Raw genomic sequence first — 16,985 nt, forward strand, 5'->3', positions numbered from 1 at the left:
GCCGGGTGACACGTTCGATCTTGGCCCTCGGTCCGCCCGCCCCGGGGCCGTCAGGCGCGGTGGACCTTGTGGTTGGCGGCCTGGGCGCGCGGGCGGACCACCAGCAGGTCGATGTTGACGTGCGGGGGCCGGGTGACCGCCCAGGCGACGGTGTCCGCGATGTCCTCCGAGGTCAGCGGCTCGGCCACGCCCGCGTAGACGGCGGCCGCCTTCTCCTCGTCGCCGCGGAACCGGGTGACGGCGAAGCCCTCGGACTTCACCATGCCCGGGGCGATCTCGATCACCCGGATCGGCTCCCCGCACAGCTCCAGCCGCAGCGTCGCGGCGATGGTGTGCGCGGCGTGCTTGGCCGCCACGTAGCCGCCGCCGCCCTCGTACGCGGCCAGCGCCGCGGTGGAGGACATCAGCAGCACGGTGCCGTCGCCGCTCGCCCGCAGCGCCGGCAGCAGCGCCTGCGTCACGTGCAGCACGCCGAGGACGTTCACCTGGTACATCGCCAGCCAGTCGGCCGGGTCGCCGCTCTCCACCGTCTCCGCGCCGATGGCGCCGCCGGCGTTGTTGACCAGGACGTCCACCCGGCCGATCCCGGCCGCGAACGCGTCCACCGCGGCCCGGTCGGTCACGTCCAGGGTGTGGGCGCGCCCGCCGATCTCCTTGGCCAGCGCCTCGATCCGGTCGGTGCGCCGGGCGGTGAGCACCACCTCGAAGCCCTCCTCGGCGAGCCGGCGGGCGGTCGCCGCGCCGATTCCGCTGCTGGCACCGGTGACCACGGCCACCTTCTGCTCGGTCATTGCCACTCCCTGGGTCATTCGTGGAAGCACTTCGGTCGCTGACCCGATCATCTCAATGGTGTCGCCGGCGCCCGCGGCCGCCCGGCACCACTACATTGCGGGTACCAGTGCACCGTCCCGCCGATCCCGCGGAGGACACCATGGCAGCCGAGCCCCGCCGCACCGAGTCGGGCTTCCCCGTCGAGCCGCTGTACGGCCCCGAGGCCCTGGCCGGCTGGGACCCCGGGGAGCGCCTGGGCAGGCCCGGGGAGTACCCCTACACCCGCGGCGTCTACCCGACGATGTACACCGGCCGGCCGTGGACGATGCGCCAGTACGCCGGCTTCGGGACCGCCGCCGAGTCCAACGCCCGCTACCGGCAGCTGATCGCCGGCGGCGGCACCGGCCTCTCGGTCGCCTTCGACCTGCCCACGCAGATGGGCTACGACTCGGACGCCCCGCTCGCGGCCGGCGAGGTCGGCAAGGTCGGGGTGGCGGTCGACAGCGTCGAGGACATGGGCGTGCTGTTCGACGGCATCCCGCTGGGCGAGGTCTCCACCTCGATGACCATCAACGCCCCGGCCGCCCTGCTGCTGCTCCTGTACCAGCTGGTCGGCGAGGCCCAGGGCGTGCCGGCCGCCCGGCTGACCGGCACCGTCCAGAACGACGTGCTGAAGGAGTACATCGCCCGCGGCACGTACATCTTCCCGCCGAAGCCCTCGCTGCGGCTGGTCGCGGACGTGTTCCGGTACTGCCGGGCCGAGATCCCGCGCTGGAACACCATCTCGATCTCCGGCTACCACATGGCCGAGGCCGGGGCGGACCCCGCGCAGGAGATCGCCTTCACCCTCGCCAACGGCATCGAGTACGTGCGCACCGCGGTGGCGGCCGGCATGGCGGTGGACGACTTCGCGCCCCGGCTCTCCTTCTTCTTCGTCGCCCGCACCACGCTGCTGGAGGAGGTGGCCAAGTTCCGGGCCGCCCGCCGGATCTGGGCCCGGGTCATGCGCGAGCGGTTCGGCGCCCGGGACCCGAAGTCGCAGATGCTCCGCTTCCACACCCAGACCGCCGGGGTGCAGCTCACCGCGCAGCAGCCCGAGGTCAACCTGGTCCGGGTCTCGGTGCAGGCGCTGGCGGCGGTCCTCGGCGGCACCCAGTCGCTGCACACCAACAGCTTCGACGAGGCGATCGCGCTTCCCACCGAGAAGGCGGCCCGGCTCGCCCTGCGCACCCAGCAGGTGCTCGCCCACGAGACCGACGTCACGGCCACCGTCGACCCGTTCGCCGGCTCGTACGTCGTCGAGTCGCTGACCGACGAGGTGGAGGCCGCCGCGCTCGCGCTGATGGAGCGGGTGGAGGACCTCGGCGGCGCGGTGGCGGCGATCGAGGCCGGCCACCAGAAGGCCGAGATCGAGCGCACCGCCTACCGCGTCCAACAGGAGACCGACTCCGGCGAGCGGACCGTGGTGGGCGTCAACCGCTTCCGGCTGGACGCCGAGGAGCCCTACCAGCCGCTGCGGGTCGACCCGGCGATCGAGGCGCAGCAGGCCGAGCGCCTCGCCCGGCTGCGGGCCGCCCGCGACGCGTCCGCGGTGGACCGCGCGTTGGGCGCCCTGCGCCGTGCCGCCGAGGGGCGGGACAACGTGCTGTACCCGATGAAGGAGGCGCTGGCCGCCAGGGCCACGCTCGGCGAGGTCTGCGACGCGCTGCGCCAGGTGTGGGGGACGCACACCCCCGTCGAGCGGTTCTGAGGGCACGTCAATCCGCCGAGCGGGTGGGGCCGTGACCGCCGGGGCGGGCGGTCGTTGCACAGTGCAGGCAACCCGGGGAAGGCGGCTGAAACGAGATGTCATACCCACATGCACGGCCGGTATGCGCCCATCCGGGGACTTCTTTTCGGGAAGTCGGGCCAAATCCCCCCAACAGGCCTACCCTTGTTGAGATGAACCGTCCTGAGTCCGCCCAGCCGGCCGTCACGCTCACCGCTGCCCGCCCCGCCGCCGACCTGCGCGGCCGGATCGCGGCGCTGGAGCCCGAGCTGATCGCCTTCCGCCGCGATCTGCACCGGCACCCGGAGCTGGGGCGCCAGGAGTTCCGCACCACCGGCCTGCTGCGCGACCGGCTGACGGCCGCCGGCCTCGCCCCCCGGGTGCTGCCCGGCGGCACCGGCATGACCGTGGACATCGTGCCCGCGGGCACCCCGCACGGTGCCGAGTTCCTCGCCTTCCGCGCCGACATCGACGCGCTGCCGATCGACGACGCCAAGACCGACGTGCCGTACCGCTCGACGGTCCCGGGCCGGGCCCACGCCTGCGGCCACGACGTGCACACCGCGGTGGTGCTGGGCACCGCGCTGGTGCTCGCCGAGGCCGCCCGCGCCGGCGAGCTGCGCCGCCCGGTCCGGCTGGTCTTCCAGCCGGCGGAAGAGGTCATGCCGGGCGGGGCGCTGGACGTGATCAACGCCGGCGGGATGGACGGCGTCGGCCGGATCTTCGCGGTGCACTGCGACCCCAAGGTGGAGGTGGGGCGGATCGGGCTGCGGACCGGGGCGATCACCTCCGCCTGCGACCGCCTGGTGCTGCACCTGGACGGGCCCGGCGGCCACACCGCCCGCCCGCACCTGACCACCGACCTGGTGACCGCGATCGCGCGGATGGCCGCCGACCTGCCGGCCGCGCTGGCCCGCCGGATGGACCCGCGCTGGGGCGTGAGCCTGGTCTGGGGCCGTATCGCCTCCGGCTCCGCCCCCAACGTGATCCCGCAGCACGCCGAGCTGGAGGGCACCGTCCGCTGCCTGGAGCTGGCCGGCTGGCAGGAGGCGCCGGACCAGCTGCACGAGCTGATCGCCAAGCTGGCCGAGACCTACCGGGCGAAGTGGACGCTCGACTACCACCGCGGGGTGCCGCCGGTGGTCAACGAGGCGGTCTCGGTCGGGCTGCTGGACGCGGCGATGACGGAACGGTTCGGGCAGGACGGCCGCCAGGTGGTGGAGGACACCGAGCAGAGCCTCGGCGGCGAGGACTTCTCCTGGTACCTGGAGCACGCGCCCGGGGCTCTCGCCCGGCTCGGCGTCCGCACCCCAGGCGACACCTCCGTCCGCGACCTGCACCAGGGGCGGTTCGACGTGGACGAGCGGGCCATCGGGATCGGCGTGGAGCTGTTCGCGGCCCTGGCGCTGGCCCCGGCGGAGTCGTAGGCCCGGGCGGGAGCGGCCCGGAGAGGGGCGGGGAGGACCGGGGAGGCGGGGGAACCGCGGGGCGGATTGTCGCGATACGGGCTTTATGTCGGGTTACGTAAACTGGGCCGGGCCAGTACCAAGCACTGTTCGCGTACCGGAAAGGAGCGTCGGGTGAGCCGTGAGACCACGGTTTGATAACAACCCGAATGCTCCGGCGGCCCGTAACCCAACCGTGTTCTACGCGCGTTACGGTGGCGTCCGACCACGCTAAACGGGTGCGTGTGAGAAGGAGATATTCCCTTGCGCCGTTCAACTAAGCTCGCCGCGGTTGTGCTCTCGGGTTCCCTGGGCATGGCCTCGCTCGCCGCTTGCGGCGCAAAGAGCAACGACACCACCGCTTCCTCCGGCTCCTCCGAGGGCGGCCTCAAGGTCGGTATGGCCTACGACATCGGCGGCCGTGGCGACCAGTCGTTCAACGACTCCGCCGCTCGTGGCCTCGACAAGGCCAAGGCCGACCTCGGCGTCACCGTCACCGAGGCCGACGCCAAGACCGGCGAGGCCGAGGCCGACAAGGAGACCCGCCTCAAGAACCTGGTCACCGCCGGCTACAGCCCGATCATCGCGGTCGGCTTCGTGTACCAGGCCGCGGTCGAGAAGGTCGCCAAGGAGAACCCGAACACCAAGTTCGCGATCATCGACTCGGCCTCCGACACCCAGCCGGCGAACGTCACCTCGCTGACCTTCTCGGAGCAGGAGGGCTCGTACCTGGCCGGTGTGGCCGCGGCCCTCAAGTCCAAGACCAAGCACATCGGCTTCATCGGTGGCGTGCAGTCCGAGCTGATCAAGAAGTTCGAGGCCGGTTACGTGGCCGGCGCCAAGTCGGTCGACCCGAACATCAAGATCGAGACCACCTACCTGACGACGCCCCCGGACTTCTCCGGCTTCAACTCGCCCGACAAGGGCAAGGAGGCCGCGCAGGGCCAGCTGGACAAGGGCGCGGACGTCATCTACTCCGCGGCCGGCTCCTCCGGCAACGGCGCCATCGAGGCCGTCTCCAACAAGCCGGGCGCCCTGGCCATCGGTGTCGACTCCGACCAGGCCGCCCAGCCGGCCCTGGCGAAGTACAAGAACGTCATCATGACCTCCATGGTCAAGAACGTCGACAAGGCCGTCTACGCCTACATCGAGTCGGCGAAGAAGGGCTCCGTCTTCAGCGGCGTGAAGAACTTCGACCTGAAGGCCGACGGCGTCTCGCTCGCCACCACCGGCGGCAAGATCGACGACATCCAGGGCAAGCTCAACGACGCCGCCACGGCGATCAAGAGCGGCGCCACCACCGTCCCGACCGCTCCGTAAGGCGCGCCCGGACGTCGCTGCCGCTGCCACCTGCCCGGCAGCGCGATGATTGACGCAGCATCAGGGAGGGGCCCGGAAGGGTGCGCTCAGTGCGTACCCCCGGGCCCCGTCCCGTCCCCCCACCGTTTTCTCTTTTGGCCCTCCAGCGCAACGTCGCGCCTCCAGACCACCAGGAGATCGCCATCACCGCATCCGATCCCGCCCTGAACCAGGGCGGTACCCCCAGCGCGGGGACGGCGACACCGGCCGTCGAACTGCGCGGCATCACCAAGCGCTTCCCCGGTGTCGTGGCCAACCACGACATCAACCTGACCGTCCGCACCGGTACGGTGCACGCCCTCATGGGCGAGAACGGCGCCGGCAAGTCGACGCTGATGAAGATCCTCTACGGCATGCAGAAGCCGGACGAGGGCACCATCGCGATCAACGGCGAGCAGTGCGAGTTCAACACCCCCGGCGACGCCATCGCGCGCGGCATCGGCATGGTGCACCAGCACTTCATGCTGGCCGACAACCTGACCGTCTGGGAGAACGTCGTCCTCGGCGGCGAGCACATGCACGGCATCGGCGCCAAGGCCAAGGCGAAGATCAAGGAGATCTCCGACCAGTACGGCCTGGGCGTCCGCCCCGACGCCCTGGTCGAGGACCTGGGCGTGGCCGACCGCCAGCGCGTCGAGATCCTCAAGGTGCTCTACCGCGGCGCCCGGATCCTGATCCTCGACGAGCCGACCGCCGTCCTCGTCCCGCAGGAGGTCGACGCACTCTTCGACAACCTGCGCGAGCTCAAGGCCGAGGGCGTCACCGTCATCTTCATCTCGCACAAGCTGCACGAGGTGCTGTCGGTGGCCGACGCGATCAGCGTCATCCGGCGCGGCACCACCGTCGGCGACGCCGACCCGAAGAGCGTCACCGCGCGCCAGCTCGCCGAGCTGATGGTCGGCGCCGAGCTCCCCTCCCCGGAGAGCCGCGAGTCCACCGTCACCACCAGCGAGATGCTCGACGTCCAGGGCCTGCGGATCGCCAAGACCGACGCCGAGGGCATCGAGCGCGTGGTGCTCGACGACATCTCGCTGCGCATCCACAAGGGCGAGGTCCTGGGGATCGCCGGTGTCGAGGGCAACGGCCAGGCCGAGCTGGTCGAGGCGATCATGGGCATGCTCCCGCTGGACGCCGGCACCGTCACCCTGGACGGCAAGGACCTCTCCGGCACGCTGACCCGCGCCCGCCGCGAGGCCGGCATCGGCTACATCCCCGAGGACCGCCACAAGCACGGCCTGCTGCTGGAGGCCCCGCTCTGGGAGAACCGGATCCTCGGCCACGTCACCGAGATCCCGAACTCCCGGGGCGTGCTGCTCGACCCGGCCGGCGCCCGCCGCGACACCCAGCGGATCGTCGACGAGTACGACGTCCGCACCCCCGGCATCGAGGTCACCGCGGCCTCCCTCTCCGGCGGCAACCAGCAGAAGCTGATCATCGGCCGCGAGATGAGCCACGACCCCAAGCTGCTGATCGCGGCGCACCCGACCCGTGGTGTGGACGTCGGCGCGCAGGCGCAGATCTGGGAGCACATCCGGACCGCCCAGCGGGACGGCCTCGCGGTGCTGCTGATCTCCGCCGACCTCGACGAGCTGATCGGCCTCTCCGACACCATCCGGGTGATCTACCGCGGCCGCCTGGTCGCCGACGCCGACCCGGCCACCGTGACCGCGGAGGACCTGGGCACCGCGATGACCGGCGCGGCCCGCGGCCACATCGAGTCGGAGCCGGAGGCCGTCGAGGAGTTCCACACGACGCTGGCCGAGGGCACCGACGCGTCCGACACCCCCACCGACACCGCCGACGACCCGCAGGCGGGGGAGTAGCCACATGACCAGTTCCACCCCCGCCGCCAAGAGCTCCCTGGCGCAGCGGTTCAACGTCGAGAAGATCGTGCTCGCCCTCGCGGCGCCGGTCCTCGCCGTCATCCTCTCCGTCGCGATCTGCTCGGTCCTGCTGGCGACCTCGGGCAAGAACGCGTTCGACGCCTGGGACGTGATGGTCACGTTCGGCACCAAGGCCGACGGCCAGGTGCTGATCCTCAACCGGGCCACCACGTACTACCTGGCCGCCGCGGCCGCCGCGTTCGGCTTCCGGATGAACCTCTTCAACATCGGTGTCGAGGGCCAGTACAAGGTCGCGGCGCTGTTCGCGGCCTACGTCGGCAGCCAGATGGACCTGCCGTCGTTCATCCAGATCCCGCTGCTGCTGATCACCGCCATGCTGGTCGGTGGCCTCTACGCCAGCATCGCCGGTCTGCTGAAGGTCTTCCGCGGCGTCAGCGAGGTCATCTCGACCATCATGCTGAACGCCATCGCGATCGCCATCGTCGGTCTGCTGCTCGTCCCCGGCATCTTCGCGCCGGAGAAGGGCGGCACCACCAACGCGATCCAGACCGCCCCGGTCTCGCAGTCCAGCCACTTCTTCGCGCTCGACACCAACGGCGGCCCGCTCTACGGCTTCCTCTTCATCGCGATCCTGGTCGGCGTGGCGTTCCAGTTCACCCTGACCCGCACGCGCTTCGGCTTCGACCTGCGCGCCACCGGCCGCTCGGAGTCCGCGGCCACCGCGTCCGGCGTGAACGTCAAGCGCATGGTGCTGATCTCGATGGGCGTCTCCGGTGCGCTGGCCGGCCTGATCGGCCTGCCCGAGCTGCTGCAGAACTCGTACAACTTCGGCCAGAGCTTCCAGGGCGGCCTCGGCTTCCTCGGCATCTCGGTCGCCCTGCTCGGCCGCAACAGCCCGATCGGCATGGCCTTCTCGGCGCTGCTCTTCGCCTTCCTGGACACGACTGGTTCGCTGCTCCCGAACCAGGGCGGTTTCCCGCAGGAGATCGTGCCGGTCATGCAGGGCACCATCGTCATCTGTGTCGTCGTCGCGTACGAGGTCGTGCGCCGCTACGGCCTCAAGCGCCAGCAGCAGCGGGTGGGCGCCGAGCTCGCCGCCCAGGCCGCGGCCAACGAGAAGAAGGAGGTGTCGGCATGAGCACCGCCACCGCTGCCCGTGCGAAGGCGCCGGGCGCTCCCGCCAAGAAGCGCAAGATGTCCTGGCCGGTGGTGCTGCTGCTGATCGCCGGCACCCTGGTCCTGTTCTCCGCCGTCGGCATGATCACCGACAACCACTCGCTGACCTCCTCCGGTCAGGTCACCGCCGCGCTCAGCGCCGCCGTGCCGATCGGCATGGCCGGTCTGGGCGGTCTCTGGTCCGAGCGGGCCGGCGTGGTCAACATCGGCCTCGAAGGCATGATGGTCGCCGGCACCTTCTGCGGTGCCTGGGCCGGCTTCCTGGTCAACCCGTGGGTCGGCCTGCTGGCCGGCATGCTGGGCGGCGCGCTCGGCGGTCTGCTGCACGCGGTCATCACCGTCACCTTCGGCGTCGACCACATCGTCTCCGGTGTCGGTATCAACCTGCTGATCCCCGGCATCTGCGCGTACGTCAACCGGATCTACTACAAGGACTACATCGCCGACGGCGCCGGTGCGAACCAGTCCCCGCCGGCCGATCCGCTGCCGTACATCACCATCCCGGGCCTCTCCTCGGGCCTGAAGGACATCGAGGCCCACCACTGGTTCCTGGTCTCCGACGTCGCCGGCGTGCTCGGCGGCCTGGTCACCAACATCTCGGTCCTGGTGCCGCTGGCCGGCGCGCTGATCGTGGCCAGCTACTTCATCCTCTGGCGCACCGTCTTCGGCCTGCGTCTGCGCTCCTGCGGTGAGAACCCGACCGCGGCCGAGTCGCTGGGCGTCAACGTCTACAAGTACAAGTACTACGCGGTCGTCGCCTCGGGTGCCTTCGCCGGCCTCGGCGGTGCGTACCTCTCGCTGGTCGCGGCGCACTTCTACAAGGACGGCCAGACCCTCGGCCGAGGCTTCATCGGCCTCGCGGCGATGATCTTCGGCAACTGGATGCCCGGCGGTCTCGCCATGGGCGCCGGCCTGTTCGGCTTCACCGACAGCCTCCAGCTGCGCGACCCGGAGTCGGTGCACGTGCTGATCCTGGTGGTCGCCATCGCGATGGCGCTGCTGGCGATCTGGAACGTCTACCGCCGGAAGCTGACCTCCGCGGCGATCACCCTCGTGGTCTCCGGCGGCCTGTTCGCCTGGTACTTCACCACCGACCAGGTGCAGCGTCCGCTGATCGTGGCCACGCCGTACGTGATCACCCTGGTGGTGCTCTCGCTGGCGTCGCAGCGCCTGCGGCCGCCGAAGGCCGACGGCCAGATCTACCGCAAGGGCCAGGGCAAGTGACGTCCGGAACGGCCCCGGCGGTCGACTGGGAGCGGCTGCGCGCCGCGGCGCGGGAGGCGATGGGCCACGCCTACGCCCCGTACAGCAAGTTCCCGGTCGGCGCGGCGGCGCTGGTGGACGACGGCCGCGTGGTCACCGGCTGCAACGTGGAGAACGCCTCGTACGGGCTCGGCCTCTGCGCCGAGTGCGGCCTGGTCTCCGCGCTGCACGCCGGCGGCGGCGGTCGGCTGATCGCGTTCACCTGTGTGGACGGGGACGGCCGACTGCTCATGCCGTGCGGGCGCTGCCGCCAGCTGCTGTACGAGCACGGCGGGCCCGAGCTGCTGGTCGAGCTGCCCTCCGGGGTGAAGCCGATGAGCGAGGTGCTCCCCGACGCGTTCGGGCCGGAGCGGCTCTAGTCCGTCTCTCTGTTACGCGCGTAGAGTGTCGCGAGTAGGCCGAAACCCGGCCAGCTCGCGACACTCTTCGCTTTTTGAACCTCTTCCTGGAGCAAGACATGGACGCCATCTCCGTCATCAGGACCAAGCGCGACCGCGGAGAGCTGAGCGACGCTCAGATCGACTGGGTCATCGACGCCTACACCCGCGGCGAGGTCGCCGACGAGCAGATGTCCGCGCTCGCCATGGCGATCCTGCTGAACGGCATGCAGTCGCGCGAGATCAGCCGCTGGACCGACGCGATGATCCGCTCCGGCGTCCGGATGGACTTCTCCTCGCTGCCGCTGCCCACCAGCGACAAGCACTCCACCGGCGGCGTCGGAGACAAGATCACCCTGCCGCTCGCCCCGCTGGTCGCCGCCTGCGGCGCCGCCGTCCCGCAGCTCTCCGGCCGCGGCCTCGGCCACACCGGCGGCACCCTCGACAAGCTGGAGTCCATCCCCGGCTGGCGCGCCCTGCTCTCCAACGAGGAGATGATGGACGTCCTGCGCGACGCCGGCGCCGTCATCTGTGCCGCCGGCGACGGCCTGGCCCCGGCCGACAAGAAGCTCTACGCGCTGCGCGACGTCACCGGCACCGTCGAGGCCATCCCGCTGATCGCCTCCTCGATCATGTCCAAGAAGATCGCCGAGGGCACCGGCGCGCTCGTCCTCGACGTGAAGGTCGGCTCCGGCGCCTTCATGAAGAACCTGGACGACGCCCGCGAGCTGGCCCGCACCATGGTCGGCCTCGGCACCACGGCCGGCGTCAACACCGTCGCCCTGCTCACCGACATGTCGACCCCGCTCGGCCTCACCGCGGGCAACGCGCTGGAGGTCCGCGAGTCCGTCGAGGTGCTGGCCGGCGGCGGCCCGGCGGACGTCGTCGAGCTGACCCTTGCGCTGGCCCGCGAGATGCTCGCCGCGGCCGGCGTGCACGGCAAGGACCCGGCCGACGCGCTGCGCGACGGCTCCGCGATGGACCACTGGCGCCGGATGATCGCCGCCCAGGGCGGCGACGTGGACGCCGCGCTGCCGGTCGCCCGCGAGCAGCACGTCATCCCGGCCCCGGCCTCCGGCGTGCTCACCAAGCTGGACGCCTACGCGGTGGGCGTCTGCGCCTGGCGCCTCGGCGCCGGCCGCGCCCGCAAGGAGGACCCGGTGCAGGCCGGCGCCGGCGTCGAGATGCACGCCAAGCCGGGCGACACCGTGGCGGCCGGCCAGCCGCTGCTGACCCTGCACACCGACACCCCGGAGCGCTTCGACTACGCGATCGAGGCCCTCGCCGGCGGCATCGAGGTCTCCCCGGCCGGCACCGCGTTCACCCCGAACCCGATCGTGCTGGACCGCATCGCCTGATCACCGGTCCTGCGCACGTACGGCCGATCAGGCGTACGTGCGCAGGACGCCGGTGTCGACGGTCCACGGCCCGACGGCGATGACGTCGCCGAAGACGAACTTCTCGCGGGAGTCGTAGCCGGGCTCCGAGTGCACGATGCCGGTACCGGTGCGGGGGTCGACGAGCAGGTAGAACGGGATGCCCATGGCCGCGTAGTCGCGGACCTTGTCGTGGTGGTCGGTCCCGGGGTTGGACTCGGAGACGACCTCCACGACGAGCAGTACCTCGTGGGGAGCGAGTGACGCGTCCTCGCCCTCCAGAGCCGCCTCGGGGAACACCATCAGATCGGGGTTGCGGCGCAGGCCCAGCCCGACGTCCTCCAGGTCCGCTCCGCCGTGGGCGATGCAGCCCGGGTGAGTGCGCGGCAGCCGGGCATTCAGCTGCTGGGAGATGCGCAGTACTGCGAGCTCGTGCCGCAGCACCGGCGAGAGCGTCACCACGATCCCGCCGTCGGCGATCTCGACCTTCCCTGCGCCCGGGATCCGCGGCAGCTGATCCGCGATCTCGCGCAGTCGCGCGTACGCGGCAGGACCGACGCTCATGTTCCGGAGTGTATCGACGTCTGCCGACGGCTGGGCGGCTCTCACTCTGCCGCTACGGCGGATACCTGACGTGGAGCGTCAGGTATCCGCCGGGCGGTCACGACTTCGGCAGGTCGGTGCGGTTGTGGCGACGGCGGGCCGGTTCAGTGCACCGCGGGCACGGCCCGCCGAGCGGCGTGGGCCTGGCGGGTCGCGTACAGGGTGACCGCGGCGGCCACGGTCATCGCGGCGAGGCCGACGGCGGCCGCGCCGGACCAGCCGGTGGAGTGGTAGGCGTCGGCGCCGATCGTGCCGCCGAGGCTGTTCCCCAGGTAGTAGGCGATCAGGTACAGCGCGGAGGCCTGGGCGCGGCCCTCGGTGGCGGTGCGGCCGACGGCCGAGGAGGCGGTGGCGTGGCCGGCGAAGAAGCCGGCGGTGATCAGTACCAGGCCGAGCAGGGCGCAGACCAGTGAGTCGGTGAGCGAGAGCAGCAGCCCGGTGGCGGTGACGCCGATCGCCACGTAGAGCGCGCCGCGCCGGCCGAGGCGGCCGGCGAGGCGTCCGGCGGCGGCCGAGGTGCCGGTGCCGACCAGGTAGACGACGAAGATCGAGGCGGCCACCGACTCCGGCAGCTGGAACGGCGCGGCGATCAGCCGGTAGCCGACGGTGTTGTACACCGCGCCGAAGACGGCCATGAAGAGCAGCCCGAGTGCGTAGAGCCGGACCAGCAGCGGATTGCGCAGGTGCCGGCCGACCGTGCGGGCCAGGGCGCGGGCGTCCACCGGGGCCGGGGCGAAGTGCCGGGCGGCCGGGATCAGCAGCCGGAAGGCGAGCACCGCGAGCAGGGCCAGGGCGGCCGAGGCGGCCAGGCCGCAGCGCCAGCCGAAGCCGGCGGCGACCCATCCGGAGAGCAGCCGGCCGCCCATGCCGCCGATGCTGTTGCCCGCCACGTACAGGCCCATCGCGGAGGCCAGCGCGGACGGGTGGACCTCCTCGGCGAGGTAGGCCATCGCGGTGGCCGGCAGCCCGGCGAGCGCGGCGCCCTGGAGGGCGCGCAGCACGACCAGGGTGGTGAGGTCCGGGGCGAACGGCAGCGCCAGCGCGAGCACGGAGGCGCCCAGCACGGAGGCGGTCATCACCGCGGTGCGGCCGTATCGGTCGGAGAGCGCGCTGGCCGGGAGCAGGGCGAGCGCGAGGCCGAGGGTGGCGGCGGAGGCCGTCCAGCTGGCCTGGCCCGGGGTGAGGTCGAGATCGGCCGAGAGGATCGGCAGCAGGCCCTGGGTGGAGTAGAGGAGGACGAAGGTCGCGATGCCGGCGGCGAAGAGCGCGAGGTTGGCGCGGCGGAAGGCGCGCTGCCCGGGGCGGAGCCGGTCGTCGGCGGCGGCGGTGCGCGGGGCCGGATCGGTGTGGAGGGACGGCTGGGTGAGGGCATCCGGAGTGGCCACGGATGCCCCGGTACTTGAGGGCTGCATGGCTCCGACGTTAGGCCTGCCGCGGTTGATGCGTCCAATGCATGATCGGCCGATAATGCATACGAGAGTGCATGAGCAGAGGCCGGCGAGGGGAAGGTGGCACCGAGATGGCCGAGGGCGAACCGGAGACCGAGCTCCCGCACCGGTTGGCCGAGCTGGGGCCGGAGCTGCCGACCGCCCGACTCGCCCCCAGGCTTGCTCAGTTCGCGGCCGTGGCGCGGCTGGAGCACGTGACGCAGGCGGCCACACTGCTGGGCATGCCGCAGCCGACGCTGTCCCGGTCGGTGGCCCGGCTGGAGGCGGAACTGGGGGTGGACCTGCTGGCCCGTCAGGGCCGGACCGTCCGGCTGACCCGGGCCGGCCGGCTGCTGCTGGCCTCGGTGGAGCGGGCGCTGGCCGAGGTCGAGCGCGGCGCGGAGGCGGCCCGGGCGGAGGCCGATCCGGCCACCGGGCGGGTGGCGTTCGGCTTCCTCCACACGATGGGCACGGACGCCGTCCCGGCGCTGCTGCGCGACTTCCGGGCGGCGTACCCGCAGGTGCGGTTCCAGCTGGTGCAGGACTACGTCGGCGCGATGCTGGAGCGGCTGCGCGCCGGTGAGCTGGACCTCTGCCTGGTCGCGCCGGTGCCGGACGACGACCCGGCGCTGGTGGCGCGGAGGCTGGACGAGCAGCGGCTGCACCTGGTGGTGCCGGCCGACCACCGGCTGGCCGGCCGGCGCCGGATCCGGCTGGCCGAGGTGGCCGAGGAGCCGTTCGTCGGGCTGGAGCGCGGCTACGGGCTGCGGGCGATCACCGACGGGTTCTGCGAGGAGGCCGGGTTCGCGCCGCGGATCGCCTTCGAGGGGGAGGAGGCGGAGACGCTGCGCGGCCTTGTCGCGGCCGGGCTGGGGGTGGCGCTGCTGCCGCCCGCGCTGGTGCCGCGGCCCGGGGTGGTGGAGCTGGAGGTCACGGCGCCGCGCACCCGGCGGGCGATCGGCCTGGCCTGGGCGGCGGGCCGGCCGGTGACCCCGCCGGTGGCGGCGTTCCGGGACTTCGTCCTGTCGCGGCGGGGGCGGCTGCTGCAGCACGACTGACGGGGACGGGGGCCGGGGCGGGGACCTGGGTGGCTCCTGCCCCGACACAGCCGCCCGGCGGCGGGGTAACTGGCCGGTAGGGAGTGGCGCTCGTCCGATCGGTGGAATTACCGGTGCACATTGGCCGAACCGCCCGTGTGGACGGTGGCCTGTCTACGCGCGTAGGAGCTACACTCCCGCAATGGAGAAGCAGATCCCTGTCACCACCGCGGGCGCCGGCCCCCGGATCCCCACCCCCGAGCAGATCGTCCGCGCCCCCAAGGTGCTGCTGCACGACCACCTGGACGGCGGGCTGCGCCCCGAGACCGTGGTCGAGCTGGCCGCCGCGGTCGGCTACGAGGGCCTCCCCACCACCGACCCGAAGGAACTCGGCGAGTGGTTCCGCGAGGCCGCCGACTCCGGCTCGCTGGTCCGCTACCTGGAGACCTTCGCGCACACCTGCGCGGTCATGCAGACCCGCGAGGCCCTGATCAAGGTCGCCGCCGACTGCGCCGAGGACCTGGCCGCCGACGGTGTCGTCTACGCCGAGGTCCGCTACGCCCCCGAGCAGCACCTGGAGGGCGGCCTGACCCTCGACGAGGTCGTCGAGGCCGTCCAGGAGGGCTTCCGCCTCGGTGAGCGCAACGCCCGCGACGCCGGCCACCGCATCCGCGTCGGCACCCTGATCACCGCGATGCGGCACGCCGCCCGCTCGCAGGAGATCGCCGAGCTGGCCAACCGCCACCGCGACAGCGGCGTGGTCGGGTTCGACATCGCGGGCGCCGAGGCCGGCTACCCCCCCACCCGCCACCAGGCCGCCTTCGACTACCTCAAGGGCGAGAACAACCACTTCACCATCCACGCGGGCGAGGCCTTCGGCCTGCCGTCGATCTGGGAGGCCCTGCAGTGCTGCGGCGCCGACCGGCTCGGCCACGGCGTGCGGATCGTCGACGACATCACCGTCAACGAGGACGGCAGCGTCGAGCTCGGCCGACTGGCCGCGTACGTGCGCGACAAGCGCATCCCGCTGGAGATGTGCCCCACCTCCAACCTCCAGACCGCGGCGGCCACGTCGTACGCCGAGCACCCGATCGGGCTGCTCAGCCGGCTGAAGTTCCGGGTGACGGTCAACACCGACAACCGCCTGATGAGCGGCACCAGCATGAGCCTGGAGTTCGGCCACCTGGTGGACGCCTTCGGCTACACCCTGGGCGACATGGAGTGGTTCACGGTCAACGCCATGAAGTCGGCGTTCCTGCCGTTCGACGAGCGGCTGGCGATGATCAACGACGTGATCAAGCCGGGCTACGCCGAGCTCAAGGCGGAGTGGCTGTTCAGCAGCGGCTCCTGAGGCAGCGGCTCCCGAGGTCGTGCGGTGGCCGGTGCCGGGGGGCGCCGGCCGGCCGCCGGCCCGAACGCCTGGTCGGATGAACACTCTTTTGTCGCAAGGGAATTGACGTTCATCTGACTACCCACTCGTGTGGGTTAACAGCCTTTGATCCTCGTGCGATCCACTCACTACGGTGTGCCAGTCATCGCCGACCGGTCGTGGCGGCGGACCCCGCCGTTCGGCCGTGGACGTCGGCCACCGACGAGGATCCAAGGGGACGAACATGAAGCAGGCCAAGCTCAAGGCCGCCGGCACTGCCGCGCTGGGTCTCGCCATCGCGGCGGTCGGCGCCGGCAGCGCGTCGGCCGACCCGGTCGCCGCCGGTGGCCTCGGGTCTCCCGCCGGCCTGGTGAGCAACCCGGCCGTGACCGGTGCGGTCGTCGACACCGCGGGCAAGCTGCCCGGCGGCGACAAGGTGACCGGCACCCTGGGCACCCTCGCCCCCACCGCCGGCCAGGCCACCGCGCCGATGGCCGACGCGGCCCCCCGGGCCGCCGTCCCGAGCGTGCCGGGCCTGGACAAGACCCCGCTCGGCGGGCTGACCGGCGCCCTCCCGCTGCCGGGCCTCGGCGGCTGACGCGTTCCACCTCGTACGGCGGGCCGCCCGCACCCCGGTGATCCCGGGGCGCGGGCGGCCCGCCGTCGTTGTCGGGGGCTGTGGAGCCCGCGGGGCCCACGAGCCCCCCGCGGTCACGGCTCCTGGGGGAGCACCAGCCAGAGCGCCAGGTAGATCAGGAACTGCGGGCCGGGCAGCAGGCAGGAGGCGAGGAAGATGATCCGGACGGTCCACGCCGACAGGCCGAAGCGCTCGGCGATCCCGGCGCAGACGCCGGCGATGACGCGGTTGTGGCGGGGGCGGGCGAGGCGGCTCATGGCGTTCTCCGTGTCGTAGCGCCTGGGCCGGTCTCTCCGGCTGGCGTACTTCCATGCTCCGCCGTCGCGGCCGCCGAATCCTCAGCCTGGATGGCGATCCCGCCCCGGAGCTCCGTCACCGGGAAGACGGACGTCCTCTCGGGGTTCACCTCAGGGGCGCCCCGGAGGCCTCTGCCCGTCGTGCCGCGGTGGGGCGGTCCGGTGGGGCCCCGCGTGAGAAGTCGGAGGGGCCGACTTCTCGCGCGGGGCCAGGGCTGCGCCGGCCGCTTGCGTCTG

15 protein-coding genes are annotated in these 16,985 nt (G+C 72.2%); 11 read left to right on the top strand and 4 right to left on the bottom strand.

What is annotated here, in order from left to right:
- Window positions 1-50: 50 nt before the first annotated feature.
- Complete coding sequence (locus tag ACIPSC_RS24710; RefSeq protein WP_400828237.1) at window positions 51-791, bottom strand: SDR family oxidoreductase; 741 nt, start codon at window positions 789-791, stop codon at window positions 51-53.
- A gap of 140 nt (window positions 792-931) precedes the next feature.
- Here ACIPSC_RS24710 and ACIPSC_RS24715 point away from each other — a divergent pair, with 140 nt between their 5' ends.
- The 8 genes from ACIPSC_RS24715 (at window position 932) to ACIPSC_RS24750 (ending at window position 11,361) form a co-directional block, all read left to right on the top strand.
- On the top strand, window positions 932-2,521 hold the full coding sequence (locus ACIPSC_RS24715; RefSeq protein WP_400828238.1) for a methylmalonyl-CoA mutase: 1,590 nt from the start codon (window positions 932-934) through the stop codon (window positions 2,519-2,521).
- A 191-nt stretch (window positions 2,522-2,712) separates the two neighbouring features.
- Entirely contained in the window at window positions 2,713-3,966 is a 1,254-nt protein-coding gene (locus ACIPSC_RS24720) for an amidohydrolase (RefSeq protein ID WP_400828239.1), read from the top strand.
- A 282-nt stretch (window positions 3,967-4,248) separates the two neighbouring features.
- Window positions 4,249-5,304, top strand: coding sequence for a BMP family protein (locus tag ACIPSC_RS24725; RefSeq protein ID WP_400828240.1), 1,056 nt, complete (start codon window positions 4,249-4,251; stop codon window positions 5,302-5,304).
- A gap of 341 nt (window positions 5,305-5,645) precedes the next feature.
- Window positions 5,646-7,166 carry an ABC transporter ATP-binding protein gene (locus ACIPSC_RS24730; RefSeq protein WP_400828310.1) on the top strand — a complete coding sequence of 507 codons (1,521 nt, stop codon included), beginning with the start codon at window positions 5,646-5,648 and terminating at the stop codon, window positions 7,164-7,166.
- 4 nt (window positions 7,167-7,170) lie between these two features.
- Window positions 7,171-8,325 carry an ABC transporter permease gene (locus ACIPSC_RS24735; RefSeq protein WP_400828241.1) on the top strand — a complete coding sequence of 385 codons (1,155 nt, stop codon included), beginning with the start codon at window positions 7,171-7,173 and terminating at the stop codon, window positions 8,323-8,325.
- The gene (locus ACIPSC_RS24740; protein ID WP_400828242.1) at window positions 8,322-9,587 is read left to right on the top strand and encodes an ABC transporter permease; all 1,266 of its coding nucleotides are present in this window, start codon (window positions 8,322-8,324) and stop codon (window positions 9,585-9,587) included. Before ACIPSC_RS24735 ends, ACIPSC_RS24740 begins: the two co-directional genes overlap by 4 nt.
- Window positions 9,584-9,985, top strand: coding sequence for a cytidine deaminase (locus tag ACIPSC_RS24745; protein ID WP_400828243.1), 402 nt, complete (start codon window positions 9,584-9,586; stop codon window positions 9,983-9,985). Before ACIPSC_RS24740 ends, ACIPSC_RS24745 begins: the two co-directional genes overlap by 4 nt.
- A 98-nt stretch (window positions 9,986-10,083) precedes the next feature.
- The gene (locus ACIPSC_RS24750; RefSeq protein ID WP_400828244.1) at window positions 10,084-11,361 is read left to right on the top strand and encodes a thymidine phosphorylase; all 1,278 of its coding nucleotides are present in this window, start codon (window positions 10,084-10,086) and stop codon (window positions 11,359-11,361) included.
- A 27-nt stretch (window positions 11,362-11,388) separates the two neighbouring features.
- On the opposite strand, the gene ACIPSC_RS24755 is transcribed toward ACIPSC_RS24750, so the two are convergent.
- Both ACIPSC_RS24755 and ACIPSC_RS24760 read right to left on the bottom strand, forming a co-directional pair.
- A complete protein-coding gene (locus ACIPSC_RS24755; RefSeq protein ID WP_400828245.1) occupies window positions 11,389-11,943 on the bottom strand; it encodes a Uma2 family endonuclease in 555 nt (184 codons plus the stop codon).
- Window positions 11,944-12,086: 143 nt separating this feature from the next.
- On the bottom strand, window positions 12,087-13,394 hold the full coding sequence (locus tag ACIPSC_RS24760) for an MFS transporter (protein ID WP_400828246.1): 1,308 nt from the start codon (window positions 13,392-13,394) through the stop codon (window positions 12,087-12,089).
- Window positions 13,395-13,501: 107 nt separating this feature from the next.
- Between ACIPSC_RS24760 and ACIPSC_RS24765 the strand changes: the two genes are divergently transcribed.
- From ACIPSC_RS24765 to ACIPSC_RS24775, 3 genes are all read left to right on the top strand, one after another.
- Window positions 13,502-14,467, top strand: a complete 966-nt coding sequence (locus ACIPSC_RS24765; protein ID WP_400828247.1) for a LysR family transcriptional regulator — start codon at window positions 13,502-13,504, stop codon at window positions 14,465-14,467.
- Between the two features lie 181 nt (window positions 14,468-14,648).
- Window positions 14,649-15,797 carry an adenosine deaminase gene (locus ACIPSC_RS24770; protein ID WP_400828248.1) on the top strand — a complete coding sequence of 383 codons (1,149 nt, stop codon included), beginning with the start codon at window positions 14,649-14,651 and terminating at the stop codon, window positions 15,795-15,797.
- Window positions 15,798-16,059: 262 nt separating this feature from the next.
- Window positions 16,060-16,413: a hypothetical protein gene (locus tag ACIPSC_RS24775; RefSeq protein ID WP_400828249.1), complete on the top strand. Its 354-nt coding sequence runs from the start codon at window positions 16,060-16,062 to the stop codon at window positions 16,411-16,413.
- A gap of 113 nt (window positions 16,414-16,526) precedes the next feature.
- On the opposite strand, the gene ACIPSC_RS24780 is transcribed toward ACIPSC_RS24775, so the two are convergent.
- Window positions 16,527-16,709, bottom strand: a complete 183-nt coding sequence (locus ACIPSC_RS24780) for a PspC domain-containing protein (protein WP_400828250.1) — start codon at window positions 16,707-16,709, stop codon at window positions 16,527-16,529.
- Window positions 16,710-16,985: the final 276 nt, after the last annotated feature.

It is taken from the genome of Kitasatospora sp. NPDC090091 (genome assembly GCF_044747365.1).
Lineage (GTDB): Bacteria > Actinomycetota > Actinomycetes > Streptomycetales > Streptomycetaceae > Kitasatospora.

Excerpts from the sequence above, each read along its gene's own strand:
- ACIPSC_RS24730 (WP_400828310.1), top strand. The coding sequence starts at position 5,646 with ATGGGCGAGAACGGCGCCGGCAAGTCGACGCTGATGAAGATCCTCTAC.
- ACIPSC_RS24740 (WP_400828242.1), top strand. The coding sequence starts at position 8,322 with ATGAGCACCGCCACCGCTGCCCGTGCGAAGGCGCCGGGCGCTCCCGCC.
- ACIPSC_RS24720 (WP_400828239.1), top strand. The coding sequence starts at position 2,713 with ATGAACCGTCCTGAGTCCGCCCAGCCGGCCGTCACGCTCACCGCTGCC.
- ACIPSC_RS24775 (WP_400828249.1), top strand. The coding sequence starts at position 16,060 with ATGAAGCAGGCCAAGCTCAAGGCCGCCGGCACTGCCGCGCTGGGTCTC.
- ACIPSC_RS24760 (WP_400828246.1), bottom strand. The coding sequence starts at position 13,394 with ATGCAGCCCTCAAGTACCGGGGCATCCGTGGCCACTCCGGATGCCCTC.
- ACIPSC_RS24715 (WP_400828238.1), top strand. The coding sequence starts at position 932 with ATGGCAGCCGAGCCCCGCCGCACCGAGTCGGGCTTCCCCGTCGAGCCG.
- ACIPSC_RS24735 (WP_400828241.1), top strand. The coding sequence starts at position 7,171 with ATGACCAGTTCCACCCCCGCCGCCAAGAGCTCCCTGGCGCAGCGGTTC.
- ACIPSC_RS24765 (WP_400828247.1), top strand. The coding sequence starts at position 13,502 with ATGGCCGAGGGCGAACCGGAGACCGAGCTCCCGCACCGGTTGGCCGAG.
- ACIPSC_RS24770 (WP_400828248.1), top strand. The coding sequence starts at position 14,649 with ATGGAGAAGCAGATCCCTGTCACCACCGCGGGCGCCGGCCCCCGGATC.
- ACIPSC_RS24710 (WP_400828237.1), bottom strand. The coding sequence starts at position 791 with ATGACCGAGCAGAAGGTGGCCGTGGTCACCGGTGCCAGCAGCGGAATC.
- ACIPSC_RS24780 (WP_400828250.1), bottom strand. The coding sequence starts at position 16,709 with ATGAGCCGCCTCGCCCGCCCCCGCCACAACCGCGTCATCGCCGGCGTC.
- ACIPSC_RS24750 (WP_400828244.1), top strand. The coding sequence starts at position 10,084 with ATGGACGCCATCTCCGTCATCAGGACCAAGCGCGACCGCGGAGAGCTG.
- ACIPSC_RS24755 (WP_400828245.1), bottom strand. The coding sequence starts at position 11,943 with ATGAGCGTCGGTCCTGCCGCGTACGCGCGACTGCGCGAGATCGCGGAT.